Origin of the sequence: Actinacidiphila bryophytorum (genome assembly GCF_016916835.1) — a bacterium.
Taxonomy (GTDB): Bacteria; Actinomycetota; Actinomycetes; order Streptomycetales; family Streptomycetaceae; genus Actinacidiphila; species Actinacidiphila bryophytorum.
This window is the reverse complement of record NZ_JAFFIX010000004.1, coordinates 377,715-398,184: the sequence shown is the minus strand read 5'-3', so window position 1 is coordinate 398,184 and position 20,470 is coordinate 377,715. Positions and strand designations below refer to the sequence as shown.

The window sequence follows — 20,470 nt, the reverse complement described above, 5'->3', positions numbered from 1 at the left end:
CGGTCTGAGGGCTTGCGGGTTTGCGGGCCGGCGGTCAGAGGTCGGAGGGCGCGGTGGTGCCGGACACGCTCTGGCAGCCCGGCTGCTTGGCCAGGGCCTTGCCCTGGTCGCCCGTCCGCAGGGTGCTGAGCGCCTGTTCGCCGTCCGCGCTGGTCTGCTTGAAGGAGTCGGAGACGCCCTGCAGCCCGTCGGCGAACTTGTTCTGGTCGGTGGTGTCCAGCGCGTCGACCTGCTTCTTCAGGCCCGCGTACTGCGTGGACAAGGTGGTGAGGGAGGTGACGGCCTTCTGCTGGAACTGGGCGCCGCCGTCGCCGGGTGCGGCGCCCGCCTGGCTGAAGATGCCGGCCAGCGCCTTGTAGGCGTCGGAGATCTGCTGGAAGGCGGCCGAGTCGGCGGCCCTGACGGCCTCCGGCCTGCCGCCGCTGTCGACCTGGGTCAGCGCGGTGTTCGCGTCGTTGATCTTCTTGGTCTGGGCCGCGGTCTGGTCGCAGACGCCCTTCGCCCAGGCGTCCAGCTTCTTGCCCGTGTCGTCGCTCGAACACGCCGACAGCGACGACAGCGCCAGCACCGCGGCCGCACAGGACAGCGCGGCCCCGAGCCTGTGGTTCACCTTCACCGGTTGGGTCCCTTCCGTGGCCTCACGGCCCCGGAACTTACACGGGAAGGGGGTGGCGACCGCGAATCATCAGACGATTTTGCCATCATTCGTCCGATATTCAAGCCATTCGTAGCAAGCGACGGTACGGTGTCGGACCGGGTCGGTCAGGGGCAGGCCGGGACAGGGCGGCACAGGGGGCTGCGGAGTGCGGCGCGGCGGACGGCCGGTCACGTCCGGCCGCCCGCCGCGGGACTGACGGTGTGGCAGATGTCACAGTGCCGGATGGGGCGTCAGGCGGCCACCGTGGAGCCGCTCGGCTCCCGGTCCTGCCCCCCGTCGCCGCCACCCATGTCGTCGGAGCCGCCCATGGCCACGCCACGGCGCTTGGAGAGGTACACCGCGGCCACGATGACCGCGATCGAGACGCCCGCCACGACGATCCGCACCGCGGTGTTGGCGTCGATCCCGTAGCTGAACTTGACCACCGCGGGAGCGATCAGCAGCGCCACCAGGTTCATCACCTTCAGCAGCGGGTTGATGGCGGGACCCGCGGTGTCCTTGAACGGGTCGCCCACGGTGTCGCCGATGACGGTCGCCTCGTGCGCCTCGCTGCCCTTGCCGCCGTGGTGGCCGTCCTCGACGAGCTTCTTGGCGTTGTCCCACGCCCCGCCGGAGTTGGCCAGGAAGACGGCCATCAGGGTGCCGGCGCCGATCGCCCCGGCCAGGTACGACGCCAGCGAGCCGATGCCGAGGCTGAAACCCACCGCGACCGGCGCCAGGACGGCGAGCAGGCCGGGGGTGGCCAGCTCGCGCAGCGCGTCCTTGGTGCAGATGTCCACCACACGGCCGTATTCGGGCACCTCCGTGCCGTCCATGATCCCCGGGTGGTCGTGGAACTGCCGGCGCACCTCGTAGACCACCGCTCCCGCCGAACGGGACACCGCGCTGATCGCAAGACCGGAGAAGAGGAAGACCACCGCCGCCCCGAAGAGCAGCCCGACGAGGTTGTTGGGCTGGGAGATGTCCAGGGACAGCCAGCGGGCGTCGGAGTCGCCCGGATGCGCCTTGGCGACCGCCGTGTCGACGGCCTCCTTGAACGAGCCGAACAGCGCCGTGGCCGCCAGCACCGCGGTGGCGATGGCGATGCCCTTGGTGATGGCCTTGGTGGTGTTGCCGACCGCGTCGAGGTCGGTGAGCACCTGCGCGCCCTCGCCGTGGACGTCGCCGGACATCTCGGCGATGCCCTGCGCGTTGTCCGAGACCGGCCCGAAGGTGTCCATCGCGACGATGACACCGACCGTGGTCAGCAGCCCGGTGCCGGCCAGGGCGACCGCGAAGAGCGCCAGCCAGACGGAGGTGCCGCCGAGCAGGAAGGCGCCGTAGACCGACAGCCCGATCAGCAGCGCCGAGTACACCGCGGACTCCAGGCCGAGCGAGATCCCGGAGAGCACGACCGTTGCCGGGCCGGTCAGCGAGGTCTTGCCGATGTCGCGGACCGGGCGCCGGGAGGTCTCGGTGAAGTAACCGGTGAGCTGCTGGATCAGCGCGGCCAGCACGATCCCGATGGCGACCGCCACCAGGGCCAGCACCCGCGGGTCTCCCGGGTGACCGCTGATGTCCTCGCCCACGCCGTCCAGATCGCCGTAGGAGGACGGCAGATAGGCGTACACGGCCGCGGCCACCCCGGCCATGGAGATCACCGCGGAGATGAAGAAGCCGCGGTTGATGGCCGACATGCCGCTGCGGTCGGAGCGCCGGGGTGCGACCGCGAAGATGCCGATCATCGCGGTGAGCACACCGATCGCCGGGATGAGCAGCGGGAAGGCAAGGCCGGAGTCGCCGAAGGCCACCTTGCCGAGGATCAGCGCCGCCACCAGGGTGACGGCGTAGGACTCGAACAGGTCGGCCGCCATGCCGGCGCAGTCCCCCACGTTGTCGCCCACGTTGTCCGCGATGGTCGCGGCATTGCGCGGGTCGTCCTCGGGGATGCCCTGCTCGACCTTGCCGACCAGGTCGGCGCCCACGTCGGCCGCCTTGGTGAAGATCCCGCCGCCGACCCGCATGAACATCGCGAGCAGCGCCGCGCCGAAACCGAATCCCTCCAGCACCTTGGGCGCGTCGGCTTTGTAGATCAGCACCACTGCCGAGGCGCCGAGCAGGCCGAGTCCCACGGTGAACATTCCCACGACGCCGCCGGTCCTGAATGCGATCTTCATCGCCCGGTGTGAGACGTCCGTCAAATCGGCGGCCGGTTCCCCGGGCGCCGGTGTCGCCGCTCTCGCCGCCGCGGCCACCCGCACATTGCTGCGGACCGCGAGCCACATTCCGACGTATCCGGTGATCGCCGAGAATACGGCGCCGACCAGAAAGAAGATCGACCGGCCGATACGCTGCGAGGTGTCGTCCGCGGGAAGCAGCATGAGCAGGAAGAACGCGGCGACGGCGAAGACCGCCAGGGTACGGAACTGCCGTGCGAGGTAGGCGTTGGCGCCTTCCTGCACGGCAGCAGCGATCTTCTTCATGCTGTCGGAGCCTTCGTCCGACGCGAGCACTTGACGTACCAACACCGCGGCGAGCGCAAGGGCGGCCACTGCGACCACCGCGATGATCCATACGAGCAGGCGGTTTCCGTCAGTGAGTACCGGATCCGCAGCGAGCGTGTGAGGGGTAAGTGGCCCCGCCATTCGTCCTCCTTGACGTTTGGCGCATGGGCGTGCGGCTCCTACGGCTCGACAAAGCCGCGACGCTCAGGCGAGCTGAGCAAGATGGACGGATTGTAGGGAGCCCCAGAAGATCAAAAAAGGGTGCCCGTCGGGAATTCCCACGGTAATTGCACAACCGGGCTTTCGCACGGTGAAGATCGGCGGGCGCGGGGAGCGCGCTGCCGTGCTGGTCGCGGCGCGGATCCCGGGCGGTTCGCCGGGGCCGCGGGGCGGGCCCTAGGCGGTCGTGGTCGGCCAGCTCATGCGGATGGTGCCGCCGGCGGCGCCCTCGATGACCTCGACGTCGTCCACCAGGCCGCTGATCACCGCCAGGCCCATCTCACCCTCGTCGTCGGCCGCCTCGTCCGCACCGGCGTCCGGCGAGCCGCCGGAGGCGTTGCCGGGGACCTCGTCGGCGACCTCGATGGAGAACTTCTTCTCGTCCTCGTTGAGCATCACCCGCACCGGCGCCTCCACGCCGTTGCTGCGGTGCAGCCCGACAGCCCGGCTGCACGCCTCGCCCACCGCGAGCCGCACCTCGTCGAGAGCCGCCTCGTCCACCCCCGCCCGGCGCGCCACGGCAGCCGCCACGAGCCGTGCTGTGCGCACATGCTCCGGCTGGGCGCTGAAGAGCAGTTCTACGGTGGGCATGGCCTCCCCCTCGGTTCTTGGGCGGGCATCACAGGGGCCCGGACGGCGGCCCGTCCGGTGCCCCTTCGCTCGGGCGAAGAATCAGTCGGTCGCCGCGACAGCCTCGTCGACCGAGGTGTGAATCGGGAACACCTTGGTCAGACCGGTGATACGGAAAATCTTCAGGATGCGCTCCTGGTTGCACACCAGTCGCAGCGATCCCTCATGCGCGCGCACCCGCTTGAGGCCGCCGACGAGCACACCCAGTCCGGTGGAGTCGAGGAAGTCGACTCCCTCCATGTCCACGACCAGGTGGTAACTCCCGTCGTTCACGAGCTCCACCAGCTGCTCGCGCAGCTTGGGCGCGGTGTACACATCAATCTCGCCGCCGACCTCGACGATCGTGCGATCGCCGACGGTTCGGGTCGACAGGGACAGGTCCACGGATCCTCCAGCACCTTGCATCGACGCGGCTCCCCCAGGGGCCTCCCCACCGAGGAGTAGGGGCCTTCCCACCGAAGGTAGGGGAAGGACCGGCAGCCGCGATGGCATTCAATCACTTCGCAGTGGGCCAGCACGACGCCTTACTGCGATTGTCCGTCACGCCGGTGACACACTGAGTGCCGATGGCCCAGGATCATCTTCCGCAGTCGGCGCACGGCCGCCCGTCCCCCCGCACCGCTCTGGAGCGGCTTGCCACGGGGGCAGACCGGGCCGCACGCATCACCCATACGGAGCACCTGCCCCCGCGGGTCGGACGTCATGCAAACTGGCCCGAGAGCATCAGGCCGGAGGTCGTGGCGGCGATCGCGGCGGCCGGGATCGACCGTCCGTGGGAACACCAGGCGCGTGCGGCCGGGCACGCCGCCGACGGCGAGTCGGTGGTGGTCGCCACCGGCACGGCGTCGGGGAAGTCGCTGGGCTATCTGGCGCCGGTGCTCAGCGCGCTGCTGGACGGCGCCGACGCGCCCGGCGCCGGCGGGCGCGGCGCCACCGCGCTCTATCTGGCGCCCACCAAGGCGCTGGCCGCCGACCAGCGGCGGGCGGTGAGCGCCCTCGCGGCGCCGCTGGGCACCGCCGTGCGCCCAGCGGTCTACGACGGCGACACGCCCGTCGAGGAACGCGAGTGGGTCAGGCAGTACGCCACCTATGTGCTCACCAACCCCGACATGCTGCACCGCGGCATCCTTCCTGGACACGCCCGCTGGTCCTCCTTCCTGCGCCATCTGCGCTACGTCGTGATCGACGAGTGCCACACCTACCGGGGCGTCTTCGGCTCGCACGTCGCCCAGGTGCTGCGCCGGCTGCGGCGCATCTGCGCCCGCTACGGCGCCGAGCCGGTCTTCCTGCTCGCCTCGGCCACCGCTGCCGACCCGGCGCGGGCCGCCGGCCTGCTCACCGGGGTGCCGGTCGCCGAGGTCACCGACGACGCCTCGCCCCGCGGTGAACTCGCCTTCGCCCTGTGGGAGCCGCCGCTGACCCAGCTGTCGGGCGAGCACGGGGCGCCGGTGCGCCGCACCGCCACCGCCGAGGCCGCGGAACTGCTCACCGACCTGGTGGTCCAGGGCGTCCGCACGGTCGCTTTCGTCCGCTCCCGGCGCGGCGCCGAGCTGGTCGCGGTCATCGCGCAGGAGCGGCTCGCCGAGACCGACGCCTCGCTGCCCGCCCGGGTCGCCGCCTACCGTGGCGGCTACCTGCCCGAGGAGCGCCGCGCCCTCGAACGCGACCTGCACTCCGGCCGGCTGCTCGGCCTCGCCTCCACCTCCGCGCTTGAACTGGGCGTGGACATCTCCGGCCTCGACGCCGTCCTGCTGGCCGGCTACCCCGGCACCCGCGCCTCGCTGTGGCAGCAGGCCGGCCGGGCCGGCCGCTCGGGCCAGGGCGCGCTCGCGGTCATGGTCGGCCGCGACGACCCGCTCGACACCTATCTCGTCCACCACCCCGAGGCGATCTTCGAGCAGCCCGTCGAGTCCACCGTCCTGGACCCGGACAACCCCTACGTCCTGGCCCCGCACCTGTGCGCCGCCGCGGCCGAGCTGCCGCTCACCGAGGACGACCTGGACCTCTTCGGCCCCCAGGCGCCCGCCCTGCTCGGGCAGCTGGAGCGGCGCGGGCTGCTGCGCCGGCGGGCCACCGGCTGGTACTGGACCCGCAGGGAGCGGGCCGCCGACCTCACCGACATCCGCGGCGAGGGCGGAAAGCCGGTCCAGGTCGTGGAGTCGGCGACCGGGCGGCTGCTGGGCACGGTGGACGCCTCCTCGGCCCACACCGCTGTCCACGAGGGCGCGGTCCACCTCCACCAGGGCCGCACCTACCTGGTCGAGCAGCTCGACCTCGACGAGAACGTCGCCCTGGTCACCCGCACCGACCCGCCCTACTCGACGATGGCCCGCGACATCACGGCCATCCGGGTGCTGTCCGCCGACGTCGAGGAGCCCTGGGGCGAGGCCCGCATCCACTTCGGCTCGGTCGAGGTCACCCACCAGGTGGTGTCCTACCTCCGCCGCCGGCTGCTGACCGGCGAGGTGCTCGGCGAGACCAAGCTCGACCTCCCGCCGCGCACCCTGCGCACCCGGGCCGTCTGGTGGACCGTCACCGACGCCCAGCTGGACGCCGCAGGCATCCACCCCGAGGAGCTGCCCGGCGCCCTGCACGCCGCCGAGCACGCCTCCATCGGCCTCCTCCCGCTCTTCGCCACCTGCGACCGCTGGGACATCGGCGGCGTCTCCGTACCGCTGCACGCCGACACCGGCCTGCCCACGGTCTTCGTCTACGACGGCCACCCCGGCGGCGCGGGCTTCGCGGAACGCGCCTTCCACACCGCCCGCACCTGGCTCACCGCCACCCGCGAGGCCATCGCGGCCTGCGAATGCGACTTCGGCTGCCCCTCCTGCGTCCAGTCCCCCAAGTGCGGCAACGGCAACGACCCGCTGGACAAGGCCGCAGCCGTCCGCCTCCTGACCTGCCTCCTGTCCGCCTCCCCCGACGCGCCGGACGCCCAGCCCGGCGGCCGGCCCGTGGATGCGCCCGAGCCCGCGGGTGACGCGGAGGGCGCTGCGGGTCCCGGCGGAGACCAGGAGGACGGTACGGCCCGCCCGCCCGGGGACACCGGCGGCGGCGAGCCGGACGGCGGGCGGCGCGGGGTCGAATGAAGGTCCCCCGCGGGAGCGCACCCTGGCCCCGCCGACCTCCGCGGTCACGTCGGAGATCTCACCGGTGAGCGCACAGGACGCCAGCCGGGCGCCCTGGGCCTCGGCGACCTTCGCCGCCAGCCCGCAGGCGATGCCCCGGCCGTCCAGGGCGTGGTCGGCCGCGGCGAGCGCCGCCAGGTCCGCGGCGGCGCCCGCACGGTGCCGCAAGACGACCGCCTGGGTGACGAACAGCCCGGTCGCGAAGACCGCCAGCAGCACCGCGACGATCCCCAGCGACCACACCGTGGCCGACCCCCGGTCGCCTCGTCCGCGCAGCCGTCTCACGACCCCTCACCCCCGCCCGCGTCGTCCGCGTCGTCCGCGTCGCCCACGGTGTCCTCGGCGAGCGCGGCGGCCTGCGCGCCCAGCGTGATGGGGAAGCGGGGCCAGGGCACCGTCACCCGCACGACGACCAGGGGGCCGTCCCGGCCCGCGCTCACCCGCGCCCCGGACGGGGCGGCCTTCCGCGCCACCTGGAGCACGTCGGCTGCCGGCTCCGACCTGGCCGCCGCCCGCGCCCCGGCCCGCGCCGCGTCCACGCACTCGACCTGGGCCACCCCCGCGGCCAACCCCCAGACCAGGAACCCGGCCACCAGGATGAGCACCGGGATCGTGATCGCCGTCTCCGCGGTGACATAGCCCCGCTCGTCCTGCCCCATGCCGGTGCCCGGGGAGCCGGGGCCGGCCGGCCCCGGCTTCGCGCCGGAACCGGGACCGGGACCCGCGAAGCGGTCAGAACGACACATGGAGCGCCTTCTCGATCACCCCGGACAGCGCGGACTTCACCGGCCCGCTCGTCACGATCTTGTAGAGCACGGCCGCGAAGCCGCACGCCGCGATCGTTCCGACGGCGTATTCAGCCGTACTCATCCCCGCCTCCGCCGCCGCCCGGCAGGCGTGCGTCCTGCGTTCCCACCACGCGCGGCCCCTGCGGGCCGACGTCCCGCGCCCGGTCACGTCGAGCGGTCGCCGCGCGGTCTTCCCCGCCGGACCCGTCTTGATGATGCTCATGCCACTTCCTCCTGTTGTGTGGTTGTTCCGAGGCCGGCACGGTGCCGGTCCCGGACCGGTTTCGGGCGTGCTGAACCACGCCCCCGTTGTGTGTGCGGTCGAACCGCGGCTCGCCGGTGGCGGCCCACCGCTTCAGCTGCCGCCTGCGCCCAGGACCGTCCCCGCCAGGCCGATCACCACCGGCACGACGCCGACGAGCAGGAAGGCCGGCAGGAAGCACAGGCCGAGCGGTGCGGTGGCCAGCACCGCCGCCTTCCTGGCCCCGGCCAACGCGGTCCTGCCGTGCGCGGCCCGCAGGTCCGCGGCAAGGCGGGTCATCTCCGCCACCGGCGCGACTCCGGTCGTGGACGCCCTGGCCAGGCACCGCCCCATCTCGCGGGCGGCGGGCACGGCGCCGAAGCGCTGCCAGCACTCCACCGGGTCGCCGCCGAGCCGCAACTCGGCCTGAGCCCGTATCAGCGCCGCCCCCAACGCCCCGCCCAGGCAGCCGCCCACCGCTCCCGCCGCCTCTCCCGGGCTCGCCCCGGCCGCCAGGCAGGCAGCCATCAGGTCGGCGCAGAGCGGGAGTTGTGCGGGGTCGGGCTCCAGAGCCGCCGTACGGCCGTCTGCGGCCCCCCGACGCCCGCGGAGCGCCCGTACGACCCCCGCTGCCGCCAGCAGCCCCACAAGGACGCCCAGAGCCCCGCCGACGAGCCCGCCCGCCGCGAGCCCGGCCGCTGCCGGCGGCCCCCAGCGCCGCACGAACCCGCTGACGCCCTGCCGCCACCACTCGGGCACCGCATGCCGCGAACGGCTCCCACCGAGCGCCGCCCGCAACCGCCCGACCCCCTTCCGCTGCCGCCCGCCGTCCACGGCAACCGCCACCGCTCCCCCGGCCGCGACCAAAGCCGCCGCGACTGTCCCCAGGCTGTGGACAGACCACCCCCCACCAACAGCCGCCACCGCCGCGACCGGATCCCCGGCACCGACCCGGCCACCCTCACGCCACGCATCCCGGCCGAGCCGACCACCGCGGCCGCCCGGGTGCACCCCGCTCCGGCCACCCCGGCGACCACGGTCGCCCCCGTCCACCTCACCCCAGCTGCCCCGGTCCGCCACGCTCCGGCCGCCCCGGCCGGCCCCGTCCACCTCACCCCGGCCGACCCGGCCGACCCAGCTGGCCCCGCCACCGCGGCCGGCCCGGTCCGCCTCACCCCGCGGCCCGAGCGGATCGCCCGAGGCGGACCGACCTAGGCCGGGTTTGGGAAGTCCCGCCTGCCCCGCGGAGCCTGGCACGCACGCTCGCTGCGTTGTCGGAGTCGTCCGAGTAGGCCCACTACGAGGACGACCCTCCGCCTTGCGATCGCACGCACCGGACGCCGCGGGGCCCGCCCTGTGGGCGGACGGCCCTACTTCCAAAACACGGCCTAGACCGCCGGACCCGCCCGACCGGCTCAACGGGCCGAACCCGCCGACCGCGTCACGACCACCCGGTCTGCCCGACCCTCCCGATCTGCCGGACATGTCCGGCCGGCCACGACCGCCCGAACCATCTGCACGGCCAGGACCACCGGCGCCGCCGCCAGGCCCACCGCTCCCGCCCGAGCCGCCAGTGCGGTCCGGGCCGCTCCGCCCTCCGGGTGCCGCCGGGCGGGCGGCAGGACGTCCGTTCTCCGCCGCGCTGATGATGCGGGCCGTCCAGGCCAGGCCTGCCCATTCCAGGAGGGCGCCGGCCAACAGGCAGGCCAACCCCGTTGCCGTGTGGAGCAGGATGTGCGCCGGGCGGGCGCCGAGGCCCGCGCCCAGGACGACGCCGAACAGCGGCAGCAGAGCGAGCAGCCCCGCCGTGGACCGCGGGCCGGCCAACTGGGCGCGCAGGTCGTCGCGTTGGTCGGCCTCGGACCGTAGCGCGGCGGCCACCCGGTCGAGCGCCGCCGCCAGACCCGCGCCGCCGTCCACGGCGACCTGCCAGCATGCCGCCACCGCGGCCAGGCCCCGCGTGCCCTCGGACAGCCGTGCGGCAGCCCGCAGCGCCTGCGGCACGTCGCCGCCGAATCTGGCCGCCGACAGCAACAGCCTTGCCGCACCGGACAGTTCCGGCACGCCGGGCCAGCCCGCCGCCTCGATCGCGTCGCCGAGGGCGGCATGCGGCGGGCGGCCGGCCCGCAGGTCACCGGCCAGCGCGCCGCACAGCGCCCCGACCGCCGCGGCGCCGCGCTCGGCCGCCGCCCGCTCGGACCGCCGCCGCAGCGCACGCCCCGCCAGCGGGACCGCCGCGACCCCGGCGAGCAGCGGCAGCACCGAACTCGTCGCCGCCGCGACCACCGCCCCGGCCGGCACGCACAGCACCTCGGCCCGCGCCCATCTGCCGAGCCGCCCGGCCCAGCGGCGGCCCCGCAGCCAGGTCCGCAGTCCCGCAAGCACCTCCCGCAGCCGGCGACCGGGTTCCAGGTCGAAGCCGCTCACGGGGTTGCGCCCCGCTGCGATCCCGCCGATCGTCCGGCGGGCCCGCCGCCGCGTCCCGCCACCGTCCAGCGCCGTCCACAGCAGCACGCACGCGCACAGCACGGCGGCCCACACCACCGCCACCGGATCGTTCGCCGTCATCGCGCACCCCCGCACCTGACGCCGGCCTGCCGGGCGACCGGCGCCCCGACGCCGGATGCCGCCTTCATGACGCGCCCCTGGTGCACAGCCGGTCCAACCGCTGCCAGCCCGGGCCGCGTTCGAAACGGCCGTGTCCGTCACGCAGGAGTGCGGGCACGGTGGCCACCAGGCCGTCGGCGCCGCGCTGGAGGACATGGATCTCGGCGACGCGCCGCAGCCCCGCGGAGTCGCGGGACAGATGGACGACGAGCGACAGAGCCGCCGCCAACTGGCTGTGCAGGGCGGCACGGTCCAGGCCCGCGGTCGAGCCGAGGGCCTCCAGCCGGGCCGGGACGTCGGCCGCCGCATTGGCGTGGACGGTGCCGCAGCCGCCCTCGTGACCGGTGTTCAGCGCGCTCAGCAGGTCGGTCACCTCGGCGCCGCGCACCTCGCCGACCACGAGGCGGTCGGGCCGCATCCGCAGCGCCTGCCGGACCAGGTCCCGCAGGGTGACCTCGCCGGCGCCCTCCTGGTTGGCCGGCCGGGTCTCCAGCCGGACGACATGGGGGTGGTCGGGGCGCAGCTCCGCGGAGTCCTCGGCGAGCACGATGCGCGCGGCGGGGTCGACCAGGCCGAGCAGGCAGCTCAGCAGCGTCGTCTTGCCCGAGCCCGTGCCGCCGCTGATCATGAAGGACAGCCGGGCGTCCAGCACGGACCGCAGCAGCGCGGCTGTCCCGGCGTCCAGGGTGCCCGCGGTGACCAGTTCGCCGAGGGTGAAGGCTCTGGAGCGCACCACCCGCAGCGACAGGCACGGCGATCCGACCACGACCGGCGGCAGCACCGCGTGCAGCCTGGTGCCGTCGGGCAGCCGGGCGTCGACCCAGGGACGCGCGTCGTCGAGCCGCCGGCCCGCGCTGGTGGCCAGCCGCTGGGCGAGCCTGCGGACGGCCGCGGTGTCGGCGAAGCGGACGGCGCCGCGCTCCAGGCCGCGGCCGCGGTCGATCCACACCTCGTCGGGGCCGTTGACCAGGATGTCGGTGACCTGGGGGTCGGCCAGCAGCGGTTCCAGCGGCCCCGCCCCGACCAGTTCCGACCTGAGCGCGCCGACCACGCCGAGCACTTCGGTGTCCCCGAGCAGCCGACCCTGGGCGCGCAGCGCTGCCGCGACCCGGGCGGGTGTCGCCTCGCCGCCGTGTTCGGCGAGCCTGAGGCGTACCGCGTCGAGCAGGCCCGCGCTCATACCGGCACGCTCCCGCCGCCGGCCAGCGCCTGCGCGAGGAAGGCGGTGCAGAAGCGGGCGAGCGGTCCGCGCCCGGTCGAGCCCGGTGGCCCGCTGCCGCTGAGCGCGCCGACCGCCCTGCTCTCCAGCGGCAGTTCGCCGGCCAGCGGAAGTCCGACCAGCCTGGCCGTCTCGCGGTCGTCGAGCCCGGCGGCGAAGGGTCCGCGTGCCACCACCCGCAGGTCCTTGAGGACCATGCTGACGGCCGCGGCGACGCGTGTGGCGGCGGCGACCGCGCGCAGCTCGGCGGGGACGACGACCAGGCCGACGTCGATCTGCGCCAGCGTCTCGGCGACCCCGTCGTCCACCCGGCGCGGCAGGTCGACCACGACGACCCCGCCGCGCCGCCGGGCGGCGCCCAGCACCGACCTCATGGCCTGCGCGGGGATGAGGACGGAGTCGCCGCGGTCCCAGCTGAGCACGCTGAGGGACTCCAGCCGCGGCAGGGACTCCTCCAGCGCCCCGCTGTTGACCCTGCCGCGGGAGTCGGCGAGGTCGGGCCAGCGCAGCCCGCCGGTCCGCTCGGCGCCCACCAGGATGTCGAGGCCGCCGCCGAGCGGGTCGGCGTCCACCAGCATCGTGCGGCGGCCGGCCCGCGCGGAGGTGACGGCCAGCGCGCAGGCCAGTGTGCTGGCCCCGGCGCCCCCGCGGCCGCCCACCACCCCGATGGTCAGGGCGGGTTGGCCGACCCCTTCGGCGATGTCGGCGATCCTGTCCACGAGCCAGGTCTCGGCGTCGGGCAGCAGCAGCACGTGGTCGGCCCCGATGTCGAGGGCTCTGCGCCACACCTCGGAGTCGTCCAGGTCCCGCCCGACGAGCAGGACCCCCTTCCTGCGGGCCACCGACCCGCGCACCCGGTCGGTCGCCTCGGCGCCCACCAGCACCAGAGGGGCGGTGTCCCAACTGGACGCGCGCGGCGGCGCGCCGAAGACGACTTCCGGCTCGGAACCGGCTGCCGCGCACAGCCGCAGCAGGTCGTCGAGGAGCCTTTCGTCATCGGTGACAATCAGCGGTCCGCCCGCCCGCCCGCCTGTGGCGTGCGGTGGTTCGGGCGTGATGGATCCGAACATTTCTCTGCCCCCGTCGCTTGAGTTGCGAGCACGGCGTGCGTCGCTGAGATCAGCTTGGGGCGAGAAGCGGGAATTGAGATGATCTTGGTCGGAATCTGTGGACAACTCGGCGATTGTGGATAACCCGCCACCCACACGGGTGACTTCGCGTCGAGCGGGCAACGATTACGGACTGTCACACGTCGTACCCGTCAGAACCCGCACACGCGCGAAGGAGACCGGCATGGACGAGTACGGCACACGAGCCGCAGAAGGCGGCAGAACGGCTCCGGACATGCGACGACCCCCGCCGGGGGGGAGAGCGGGGGTCGTCCCCACGGTCCGACTCGGGGGGGGAGGAGCCAGACCGGGTTAGCACGGTCGCGAACGATCCGTGACTTCCATGGTGTACCCGATGGCCTTGGAGAGCAAACCCACACGCCTGACCTTACGCCGAATGGTGGTTGCCTATGCTCGTCCCGTGGAAAACCACCTGCCACCGCGCACCGCGGCCTTCTTCGATCTCGACAAGACCGTGATCGCCAAGTCGAGCACGCTCGCCTTCGGGCGATCCTTCTACCAGGGCGGTCTCATCAACAGGCGAGCGGTATTGCGCACCGCATATGCCCAGTTCGTGTACTTGGTCGGCGGCGCAGATCACGACCAGATGGAAGGCATGCGCAAATACCTGTCCGAGCTGTGCCGCGGCTGGAATGTCCAGCAGGTACGGGAGATCGTGGCAGAGACGCTGCACGACCTGATCGACCCGATCATCTACGACGAGGCTGCCTCGCTCATCGAGGAGCACCACGCCGCCGGCCGTGACGTGGTCATCGTCAGCGCCTCCGGTTCCGAGGTGGTCGAACCGATCGGCGAGATGCTCGGCGCCGACCACGTGGTGGCCACCCGGATGGTGGTCAAGGACGGTGCGTACAACGGCGAGATCGAGCACTACGTCTACGGTCCCGCGAAGGCCGAGGCGATCGAGGACCTGGCCCGCTCCGAGGGCTACGACCTGGAGCGGTCCTTCGCCTACAGCGACTCGGTGACCGACATCCCGATGCTGGAGTCGGTCGGCCACCCCTATGCCGTCAACCCCGACCGGGCGCTGCGCCGGGAGGCCGCCGCACGCGAGTGGCCGGTGCTCACTTTCAGCCGCCCGGTGCGGCTGAACCAGCGCATCCCGTCGCTGTCGATGCCGCCGCGGCCGGTGCTGGCGGCGGCAGCCGTGGGTGCGGCGGCCGCCACCGCCGGGCTGGTCTGGCTCGCGGCACGCCGGCGCCGGATGGTTGTTATGTCGTGATTCGACCTAAAAGTAAATAAGTGCGGTCGGGGGTTCCACTACCGGCCGGTCAGCGGTAGAAAGGTGGTAGCGGCCCGCGAGACCACGGAGTTCCGAGAGGAAGACCGCAGTTCACAGCAGTTGGCCCCACGGACCGAGCACGAAAGCCGGGCACCCACGCGTAGCCGACCCGCCAACCGGGCCAGCCGCACCAGGTAACGGGCGAAGACCCCGACCTGATGGGCGAAAACCGAGCACGCACTGGTAACTCGGCGGACGTGCCAGCGGCGGCACCCCCAGGGTGCCGCCGCAACACTTTTCGGCCACCCGGCCCTCAGGCGGCCCCGCGCTGCAGGGCCTCGCAGACCGCGACGCTCTCGCGTACACCCAGTTCCAGCGCCCGGCCGCAGTGGCCGATCCAGACCGCCATCCCCTCCGGGGTACCCGAGGCGTAGCCCTCCAGCGCCCGCAGGTAGCCGGCCCTGCCCAATTCCGCGTAGCCCACCTCGGCCGGGCAGATCGACTTGGGGTCCAGGCCGCTGCCGACCAGGACGATGCGTTCCGCGGCCCGTGCCACGGGGCCGTTGAAGGAGCCGAAGGGGCGCAGGCACAGCAGCTCACCGTGCACGACCGCCGCCACCACCAGCGCCGGCGCGGCGGTGCCGGCCAGCAGCAGCGCGCTCAGGCCGTCGAGCCTGGCGGTGACCTCGGGGGGTTCCGGCAGGTCGATCTCGGCGACCGACACCATCGGTTCGTCCACAGGCTCGCCCGCGAGCCGGGGCCGCCCGACCGTGTCGTCCGCAGCCGCACCGCCGGCCGCCACCAGGTGGAGCCTGGCCAGCGCCTGCATCGGCGAGCGGCGCCACACGCTCAGCAACTGGCCGGCCTCCGCGGTCAGCCGCAGCGCCGCCCCGACCGTACGGGCCTGGTCGTCGGCGGAGAAGTCGGTGCGCCTGCGGACCTCCTCCAGCGACCAGTCGGCGCCTGCCAGCGCTGCGGACCCGCGTGCCCCGCGCAGCGCCGCCTCGGACGTCACCTCGTCCGACCGGCGGCGCATCACCCGGTGCCCGTACAACTTGTCCACAGCCTGCCGGACGGCGTCGACGGCCTCGGGCACGCCGGGCAGCGTTCCCAGTACGACCATCGGGTCGGTGGACAGCCCCTGGGCGGCGGACGGATCAGCGTTCGTAGCCATGCCCACGACCCTACGCACCGCGCGACAGGGCGATCGACCACGATCGAGTGGCCTTCCCCACGTCCCCCGCTCATTCTCGGTCACCACCCGGCTACGCTTGGCGAACATGAAGATCGCTTTCGTCGGAAAGGGCGGCAGCGGCAAGACCACGCTGTCCTCGCTGTTCATCCGCCATCTCGCCGCTGCCCGCGTCCCGGTCGTCGCCGTCGACGCGGACATCAACCAGCACCTCGGCCCCGCGCTCGGCCTCCCGGAGGACGAGGCCGCGGCGCTGCCCGCGCTCGGTGCGCACCTGCCCGAGATCAAGGAGTACCTGCGCGGGGCCAACCCGCGGATCTCCTCGGCCGAGACGATGATCAAGACGACGCCGCCCGGCGAGGGCTCACGCCTGCTGCGGCTCACCGGCGGCGGCACCGACCCCGTGCACACCGCCTGCGCCCGCACGGTGGCGCTCGATGACGGTTCGGTGCGGCTGATGGTGACCGGCCCCTTCAACGAGTCCGACCTCGGCGTCGCCTGCTACCACTCCAAGGTCGGGGCGGTCGAGCTGTATCTGAACCACCTGGTGGACGGCAGGGACGAATACCTGGTCGTCGACATGACCGCGGGCAGCGACTCCTTCGCCTCCGGGATGTTCACCCGCTTCGACGTGACCTTTCTGGTGGCCGAGCCGACCCGCAAGGGCGTCGCCGTCTACCGGCAGTACCGCGACTACGCCCGCGACTTCGACGTCGCACTCGCGGTGATCGGCAACAAGGTGCAGGGCGCGGACGACCTGGCCTTCCTGCGGGACGAGGTGGGTGACGACCTGCTGGCCGCCGTCGGGCACTCGGACTGGGTGCGCGCGATGGAGAAGGGCCGCCCGCCGCACTTCGCCCTGCTGGAGGAGCCCAACCGGCAGGCCCTGACGGTCATGCACCAGCGGGCGGACGCCGCCCACGGGCGCCGCGACTGGGCGCGCTACACCCGGCAGATGGCGCACTTCCACCGCAAGAACGCGGAGAGCTGGGGCAACGCGAAGACCGGGGCCGACCTGGCAGCCCAGATCGACCCCGGCTTCGTCCTGGACGAAGCAGTGCTCACCGCTTAGCCGCAGGGGCCGGAGCCCCGCGCAGGTAGGCGTCCCAGCCGCCCTTCGGCGCCTGCCCCACGTCGAGCCCGCGCAGCCGGTCGAGCACCTTCGGGTCCTGCAGGTCGAGCCAGTCGGCGAGCTGCTTGAAGGACACGCACTGCACGTCCTGCTGCCCGCACACCTCCTTGACGGTGTCCTCGACGGCCTTGAGGTAGACGCCGCCGTTCCACGACTCCAGGTGGCTGCCGATGACAAGCGGCGCGCGGTTGCCCTGGTAGGCGCGCTGGAATCCGGCGATCAGGCCGTCGTGCATCTGCCGGCCCCAGACCGCGTACTGCTCCTGGTCCTCGGTCCCGTCGTCCGGAGTGCCCGACTGGACGGACAGGAAGCCGTCGTCGCTCGACAGCGTCTCGACGTCGCGCCCGGGGACGGGGATGTCCTGCAGCGGGAAGTGCCACAGTCCGTCGGTGCGCGACGGCCAGATCTGCGGCTGCCCCGAGGGGTCGGCGGTGTAGCGGAAGCCGGCCGCCTTCGCCGCCGCCGGCAGCCCCGGGGGGTCGGTGCGGCAGGGGGCGCGGCCGCCGACGACGGCCTTGGGGTAGTCGAAGGGCAGCGGGTCGAGCGCGCCGAGGCCGGTGTTGGTCTTCCAGCGCTGGGTGAGGTCCTGTGCCTGCCGGATCTCGCCGGCCCACTCCTGCGGGGTCCACGACCCCGGACCGGCCGCGTCGTCGGTGCCGAAACCGGCTCCAGCGCTCGCCGCAGCCGCCTGGTCGGCGGCGTCGCCGTCCTGGCCGCAGAAGTGGCCGTTGAAGTACGTTCCGATCTCGCTGCCGTCTGCCCAGGCCAGCCGCAGCTCGTGCAGGCTGTCGGCGATGGTCGCCCGGTCGGTGAGCCCGGTGTCCGAGGTGCCGCGCGGGTGGCGGGGCGGGGCGTAGAGGTCCTTGCGGTCGGCGGGCAGCAGGCTGGTCCCACTGAGGAAGTACGTCATCGCCGCGCCGCCGCGCTCCCCGGCCACGCGGACCTCCGACAGCAGCCGCCGGGAGTCCTCGACGGCGCCGTTCCAGGAGAAGACGACGAACTGCGGGGGCTCCTCGCCGGGGCGCAGCCGGTGGAATTCCGGCTGGCCCGGCTGCGGCCCGGTGTCCGCGGTGGAGCCGTCGCCGATCGACCGCAGCACGCGGGGCACCTGCGGTACCGCCTCGATCCCGGGGCCGCCCGGGCCGTCCGAGCCGCGGCGGCCGTCGGCGCCCGATCCGCAGGCTGTCGCCCCCAGGGCCAGGACGACGGCCGCGGCGCCCGCGGCGACGAGGGTCGGCGTCTTGCGCACGGAGTGCATTCGTACCTCGCATCGCAGAGGGTCGGCGCGGGTGGCCGGTAGCTGCCCCCAAGCTGGCACGGTCACCCGGTGTGGCCGAAGCGACCGGCCCGTTCATAGGCCGAATCACTCGATAGCAGTAAATAACCTCCCGATCCGACCTCTGGGCTTCACTCTCCGCATTCGAGCCATTACTGTTCATTTACCGGCTCTTGAGAGTAGCGAGTGATGACGCTGCGCTACCGAGTCCCGCCGCCCACCGAAGGAGACGGGAAAATGAGACTCCGCAGAAACCTCCATCGATCCGATCTGTCCGCCTCGATCACGGTCTTCCTGATCGCTGTCCCCCTCTCGCTCGGCATCGCGCTGGCGACCGGCGCACCTCTGCAGTCCGGCCTGGTGGCCGCCGCGGTCGGCGGCATCGTCGCCGGCCTGCTCGGCGGCGCCCCGCTCCAGGTCAGCGGTGCCGCCACCAGCCTTGTCGTGATCACCGCCGATCTCGTCCAGCGGTACGGCTGGCGCGCCACCTGCGCCGTCACCGTGCTCGCCGGCCTCGTGCAGCTGCTGCTCGGGGTGCTGCGGGTGGCCAGAGCCGCGCTCGCGGTCAGCCCAGCCATCGTGCACGGGATGCTGGCCGGCATCGGTACGGTCATCGCCGTCGGCCAGCTGCACGTCGTCCTCGGCGGCAGCCCGCAGAACTCGACGGTCGACAACATCGCGGCCCTGCCGGGGCAGTTGGTCGACAGTCACCCCGCCACCCCGTTGGTCGGCGTGATCACGGTGGCCGTGCTGCTCGGCTGGCGCCGGCTCAGAGGCCGCACGGGCGGGATGCTGCGAAGAATCCCCGCACCGCTGGCCGCGGTGGCGCTGGCCACGCTGGCCGCCGCACCCCTGTCGGTGCCGCGGGTCGAGCTGCCCTCCTGGCGGGCGCCCGCGCTGCCCGCACTGCCCGAGGGGCCGGTCCTCGACATCGCCGCGGTGGTCCTGACCGTCACGCTGGTGGCGAGCATGGAGTCGCTGCTGTCGGCGGTCGCGGTGGACGCGCTGCAGGCCAAGCGGCAGGCCGGCGCACAGGTCGCGCCGGCCGGGCTGGACCGCGAACTGCTCGGCCAGGGCGCTTCCAACGTGCTGTCGGGACTGCTCGGCGGGCTGCCCATCGCGGGCGGTGCGATGCGCGGCTCCGCGAACGTCGAGGCGGGGGCGCGGACCCGGCGGGCCACGGTGCTGCACGGGGTGTGGGTGCTGCTGTGTGCGGGGCTGGCCGGCCGCGCGCTCGAAGCGATCCCGCTGGCCGCGCTGGCCGCCCTGGTGATGCTGGTCGGGGTGCGCATGGTGAGCTTCGCGCACATCCGGCACATCCAGCGGCACCGCGAATTCCCGGTCTACGCGGCCACGCTGGGCACCGTCGTGGTCTTCGGGGTGCTGCAGGGGGTGGCGGCGGGCGGCGCGGTCGCGGTCTTCCTGTCGCTGCGGCGGCTCACCCGCACCAGGGTCACGGTGACCGAGGAGCCGGACTGCCACCGGGTGCGGGTGAGCGGGCAGTTGACCTTCCTGGCGGTGCCCCGGCTGACCCGGGCCTTCGCCCAGGTGCCGGACGGGGCCGACGCCGTGGTGGAGCTGGATGGGTCGTTCATGGACCACGCGGCCTACGAGGCGCTGCGCGGCTGGAGCGAGCGGCACCGGTCGCGCGGCGGCCGGGCGGTGTTCGGCGACGGGGCAGGGCAGGCGGTCGGCGAGCCGCCGGGGGCGCACGCCTGCCGGCCGTGGACGCCGTGGCGCAACCACCACTGCACGCGGTCGGAGTCGGTGCCGGCCACCAGCGGCGGTCAGCTGATCGGCGGGGTGAGCGCCTTCCAGCGCAACACGGCGCCGCTGGTGCGCGAGGAGTTGGCCCGGCTGGCCCGCGAAGGGCAGCGGCCCGGGCAGCTGTTCATCACCTGCGCGGACTCGCGGCTGGTCACCAGCATGATCACCTCCAGCGGGCCGGGGGATCTGTTCACGGTGCGCAACATCGGGAACCTGATGCCGCCGCCGGGTTCCGACGCGTCGTGCGACTCGGTGGCCGCCGCCGTGGAGTACGCGGTGGACGTGCTGGGGGTCTCCAGCATCACGGTGTGCGGGCACTCGGGGTGCGGTGCGATGCAGGCCCTGCTGGGCTCCGACCACGAGCCGGGCGCGCAGACCCCGCTGGCGCGCTGGCTGCGGCACGGCAGACCGAGTCTGGCCAGGCTGTCCAGGATCGGCCGGCTGGGGCGCGGCGAAGTGGCGCTGGCCGACCGGCCGGTGGCCGACGACCACGAGCGGCTGAGCCTGGTCAACGTCATACAGCAGCTGGACCACCTGACGGCCCACCCGTGCGTGGCCCGCCGGGTGTCGGAGGGCGCGCTGCAGCTGCACGGGATGTACTTCCACGTCGGAGAGGCGCAGGCGTACATCCTGGACCGCTCGACGAGTGTGTTCGCCGCGGTGCGGCCGGAGGCGGGACAGGAAGGCCCCGTCGCGGCGGCGGGCGGCGGCCCGGAGCCGGAGGCGTACGGGCTGGCCACAAAGGTCTAAACCATTTTCGTGGTGAACCCTTGTC

At 73.5% G+C, this 20,470-nt stretch carries 16 protein-coding genes and 3 pseudogenes; 6 read left to right on the top strand and 13 right to left on the bottom strand.

Annotated elements, in window-relative coordinates; genetic code table 11:
* Nucleotides 1–34: 34 nt before the first annotated feature.
* From JT723_RS09215 to bldG, 4 genes are all read right to left on the bottom strand, one after another.
* A complete protein-coding gene (locus JT723_RS09215; RefSeq protein WP_251513228.1) occupies nt 35–616 on the bottom strand; it encodes a small secreted protein in 582 nt (193 codons plus the stop codon).
* Between the two features lie 272 nt (nt 617–888).
* Nucleotides 889–3,282 (bottom strand): sodium-translocating pyrophosphatase, encoded by a 2,394-nt coding sequence (locus JT723_RS09210; protein WP_205043986.1) that lies wholly within the window; start codon nt 3,280–3,282, stop codon nt 889–891.
* 255 nt (nt 3,283–3,537) lie between these two features.
* Nucleotides 3,538–3,951, bottom strand: coding sequence for an ATP-binding protein (locus JT723_RS09205; protein ID WP_205043985.1), 414 nt, complete (start codon nt 3,949–3,951; stop codon nt 3,538–3,540).
* Between the two features lie 81 nt (nt 3,952–4,032).
* Complete coding sequence (gene bldG, locus JT723_RS09200) at nt 4,033–4,374, bottom strand: anti-sigma factor antagonist BldG (RefSeq protein ID WP_031520166.1); 342 nt, start codon at nt 4,372–4,374, stop codon at nt 4,033–4,035.
* A gap of 182 nt (nt 4,375–4,556) precedes the next feature.
* Between bldG and sftH the strand changes: the two genes are divergently transcribed.
* Nucleotides 4,557–7,082: a DEAD/DEAH box helicase gene (gene sftH, locus JT723_RS09195; RefSeq protein WP_205043984.1), complete on the top strand. Its 2,526-nt coding sequence runs from the start codon at nt 4,557–4,559 to the stop codon at nt 7,080–7,082.
* Between the two features lie 72 nt (nt 7,083–7,154).
* Here the strand turns inward: sftH and JT723_RS34980 are convergent.
* From JT723_RS34980 to JT723_RS36580, 4 genes and pseudogenes are all read right to left on the bottom strand, one after another.
* A pseudogene (locus JT723_RS34980) lies at nt 7,155–7,340 on the bottom strand (Rv3654c family TadE-like protein); the annotation flags it as partial.
* Nucleotides 7,341–7,402: 62 nt separating this feature from the next.
* Entirely contained in the window at nt 7,403–7,867 is a 465-nt protein-coding gene (locus tag JT723_RS09185) for a TadE family type IV pilus minor pilin (protein ID WP_307794093.1), read from the bottom strand.
* Nucleotides 7,854–8,132 carry a DUF4244 domain-containing protein gene (locus JT723_RS35735; RefSeq protein ID WP_205043983.1) on the bottom strand — a complete coding sequence of 93 codons (279 nt, stop codon included), beginning with the start codon at nt 8,130–8,132 and terminating at the stop codon, nt 7,854–7,856. The genes JT723_RS09185 and JT723_RS35735 overlap by 14 nt, the downstream gene beginning before the upstream one ends.
* Nucleotides 8,133–8,264: 132 nt before the next feature.
* Nucleotides 8,265–8,672 (bottom strand): annotated as a pseudogene (locus JT723_RS36580) (type II secretion system F family protein); the annotation flags it as partial.
* Between the two features lie 369 nt (nt 8,673–9,041).
* Here JT723_RS36580 and JT723_RS09170 point away from each other — a divergent pair.
* A complete protein-coding gene (locus JT723_RS09170; protein ID WP_205044039.1) occupies nt 9,042–9,365 on the top strand; it encodes a hypothetical protein in 324 nt (107 codons plus the stop codon).
* Between the two features lie 507 nt (nt 9,366–9,872).
* Complete coding sequence (locus tag JT723_RS36090; protein ID WP_307793981.1) at nt 9,873–10,019, top strand: hypothetical protein; 147 nt, start codon at nt 9,873–9,875, stop codon at nt 10,017–10,019.
* Here JT723_RS36090 and JT723_RS09165 read toward each other — a convergent pair.
* From JT723_RS09165 to ssd, 3 genes and pseudogenes are all read right to left on the bottom strand, one after another.
* Nucleotides 9,978–10,718 (bottom strand): annotated as a pseudogene (locus tag JT723_RS09165) (type II secretion system F family protein); the annotation flags it as partial. The gene JT723_RS36090 and the pseudogene JT723_RS09165 overlap by 42 nt on opposite strands.
* Nucleotides 10,719–10,782: 64 nt before the next feature.
* Nucleotides 10,783–11,937 carry a TadA family conjugal transfer-associated ATPase gene (locus JT723_RS09160; RefSeq protein ID WP_205043982.1) on the bottom strand — a complete coding sequence of 385 codons (1,155 nt, stop codon included), beginning with the start codon at nt 11,935–11,937 and terminating at the stop codon, nt 10,783–10,785.
* Nucleotides 11,934–13,046, bottom strand: coding sequence for a septum site-determining protein Ssd (gene ssd, locus JT723_RS09155; protein ID WP_205043981.1), 1,113 nt, complete (start codon nt 13,044–13,046; stop codon nt 11,934–11,936). The genes JT723_RS09160 and ssd overlap by 4 nt, the downstream gene beginning before the upstream one ends.
* 436 nt (nt 13,047–13,482) lie before the next feature.
* Between ssd and JT723_RS09150 the strand changes: the two genes are divergently transcribed.
* Nucleotides 13,483–14,328: an HAD family hydrolase gene (locus tag JT723_RS09150; protein WP_205043980.1), complete on the top strand. Its 846-nt coding sequence runs from the start codon at nt 13,483–13,485 to the stop codon at nt 14,326–14,328.
* Nucleotides 14,329–14,641: 313 nt separating this feature from the next.
* Here the strand turns inward: JT723_RS09150 and JT723_RS09145 are convergent, their stop codons facing one another.
* On the bottom strand, nt 14,642–15,502 hold the full coding sequence (locus JT723_RS09145) for a Fic family protein (protein WP_205043979.1): 861 nt from the start codon (nt 15,500–15,502) through the stop codon (nt 14,642–14,644).
* Between the two features lie 106 nt (nt 15,503–15,608).
* On the opposite strand from JT723_RS09145, the gene JT723_RS09140 reads away from it, so the two are divergent.
* Nucleotides 15,609–16,592, top strand: coding sequence for an ATP-binding protein (locus JT723_RS09140; protein WP_205043978.1), 984 nt, complete (start codon nt 15,609–15,611; stop codon nt 16,590–16,592).
* On the opposite strand, the gene JT723_RS09135 is transcribed toward JT723_RS09140, so the two are convergent.
* Complete coding sequence (locus tag JT723_RS09135; protein WP_205043977.1) at nt 16,582–17,910, bottom strand: polysaccharide deacetylase family protein; 1,329 nt, start codon at nt 17,908–17,910, stop codon at nt 16,582–16,584. The genes JT723_RS09140 and JT723_RS09135 overlap by 11 nt on opposite strands.
* 255 nt (nt 17,911–18,165) lie before the next feature.
* Between JT723_RS09135 and JT723_RS09130 the strand changes: the two genes are divergently transcribed.
* Nucleotides 18,166–20,445 (top strand): bifunctional SulP family inorganic anion transporter/carbonic anhydrase, encoded by a 2,280-nt coding sequence (locus JT723_RS09130; protein WP_240165272.1) that lies wholly within the window; start codon nt 18,166–18,168, stop codon nt 20,443–20,445.
* Nucleotides 20,446–20,470: the final 25 nt, after the last annotated feature.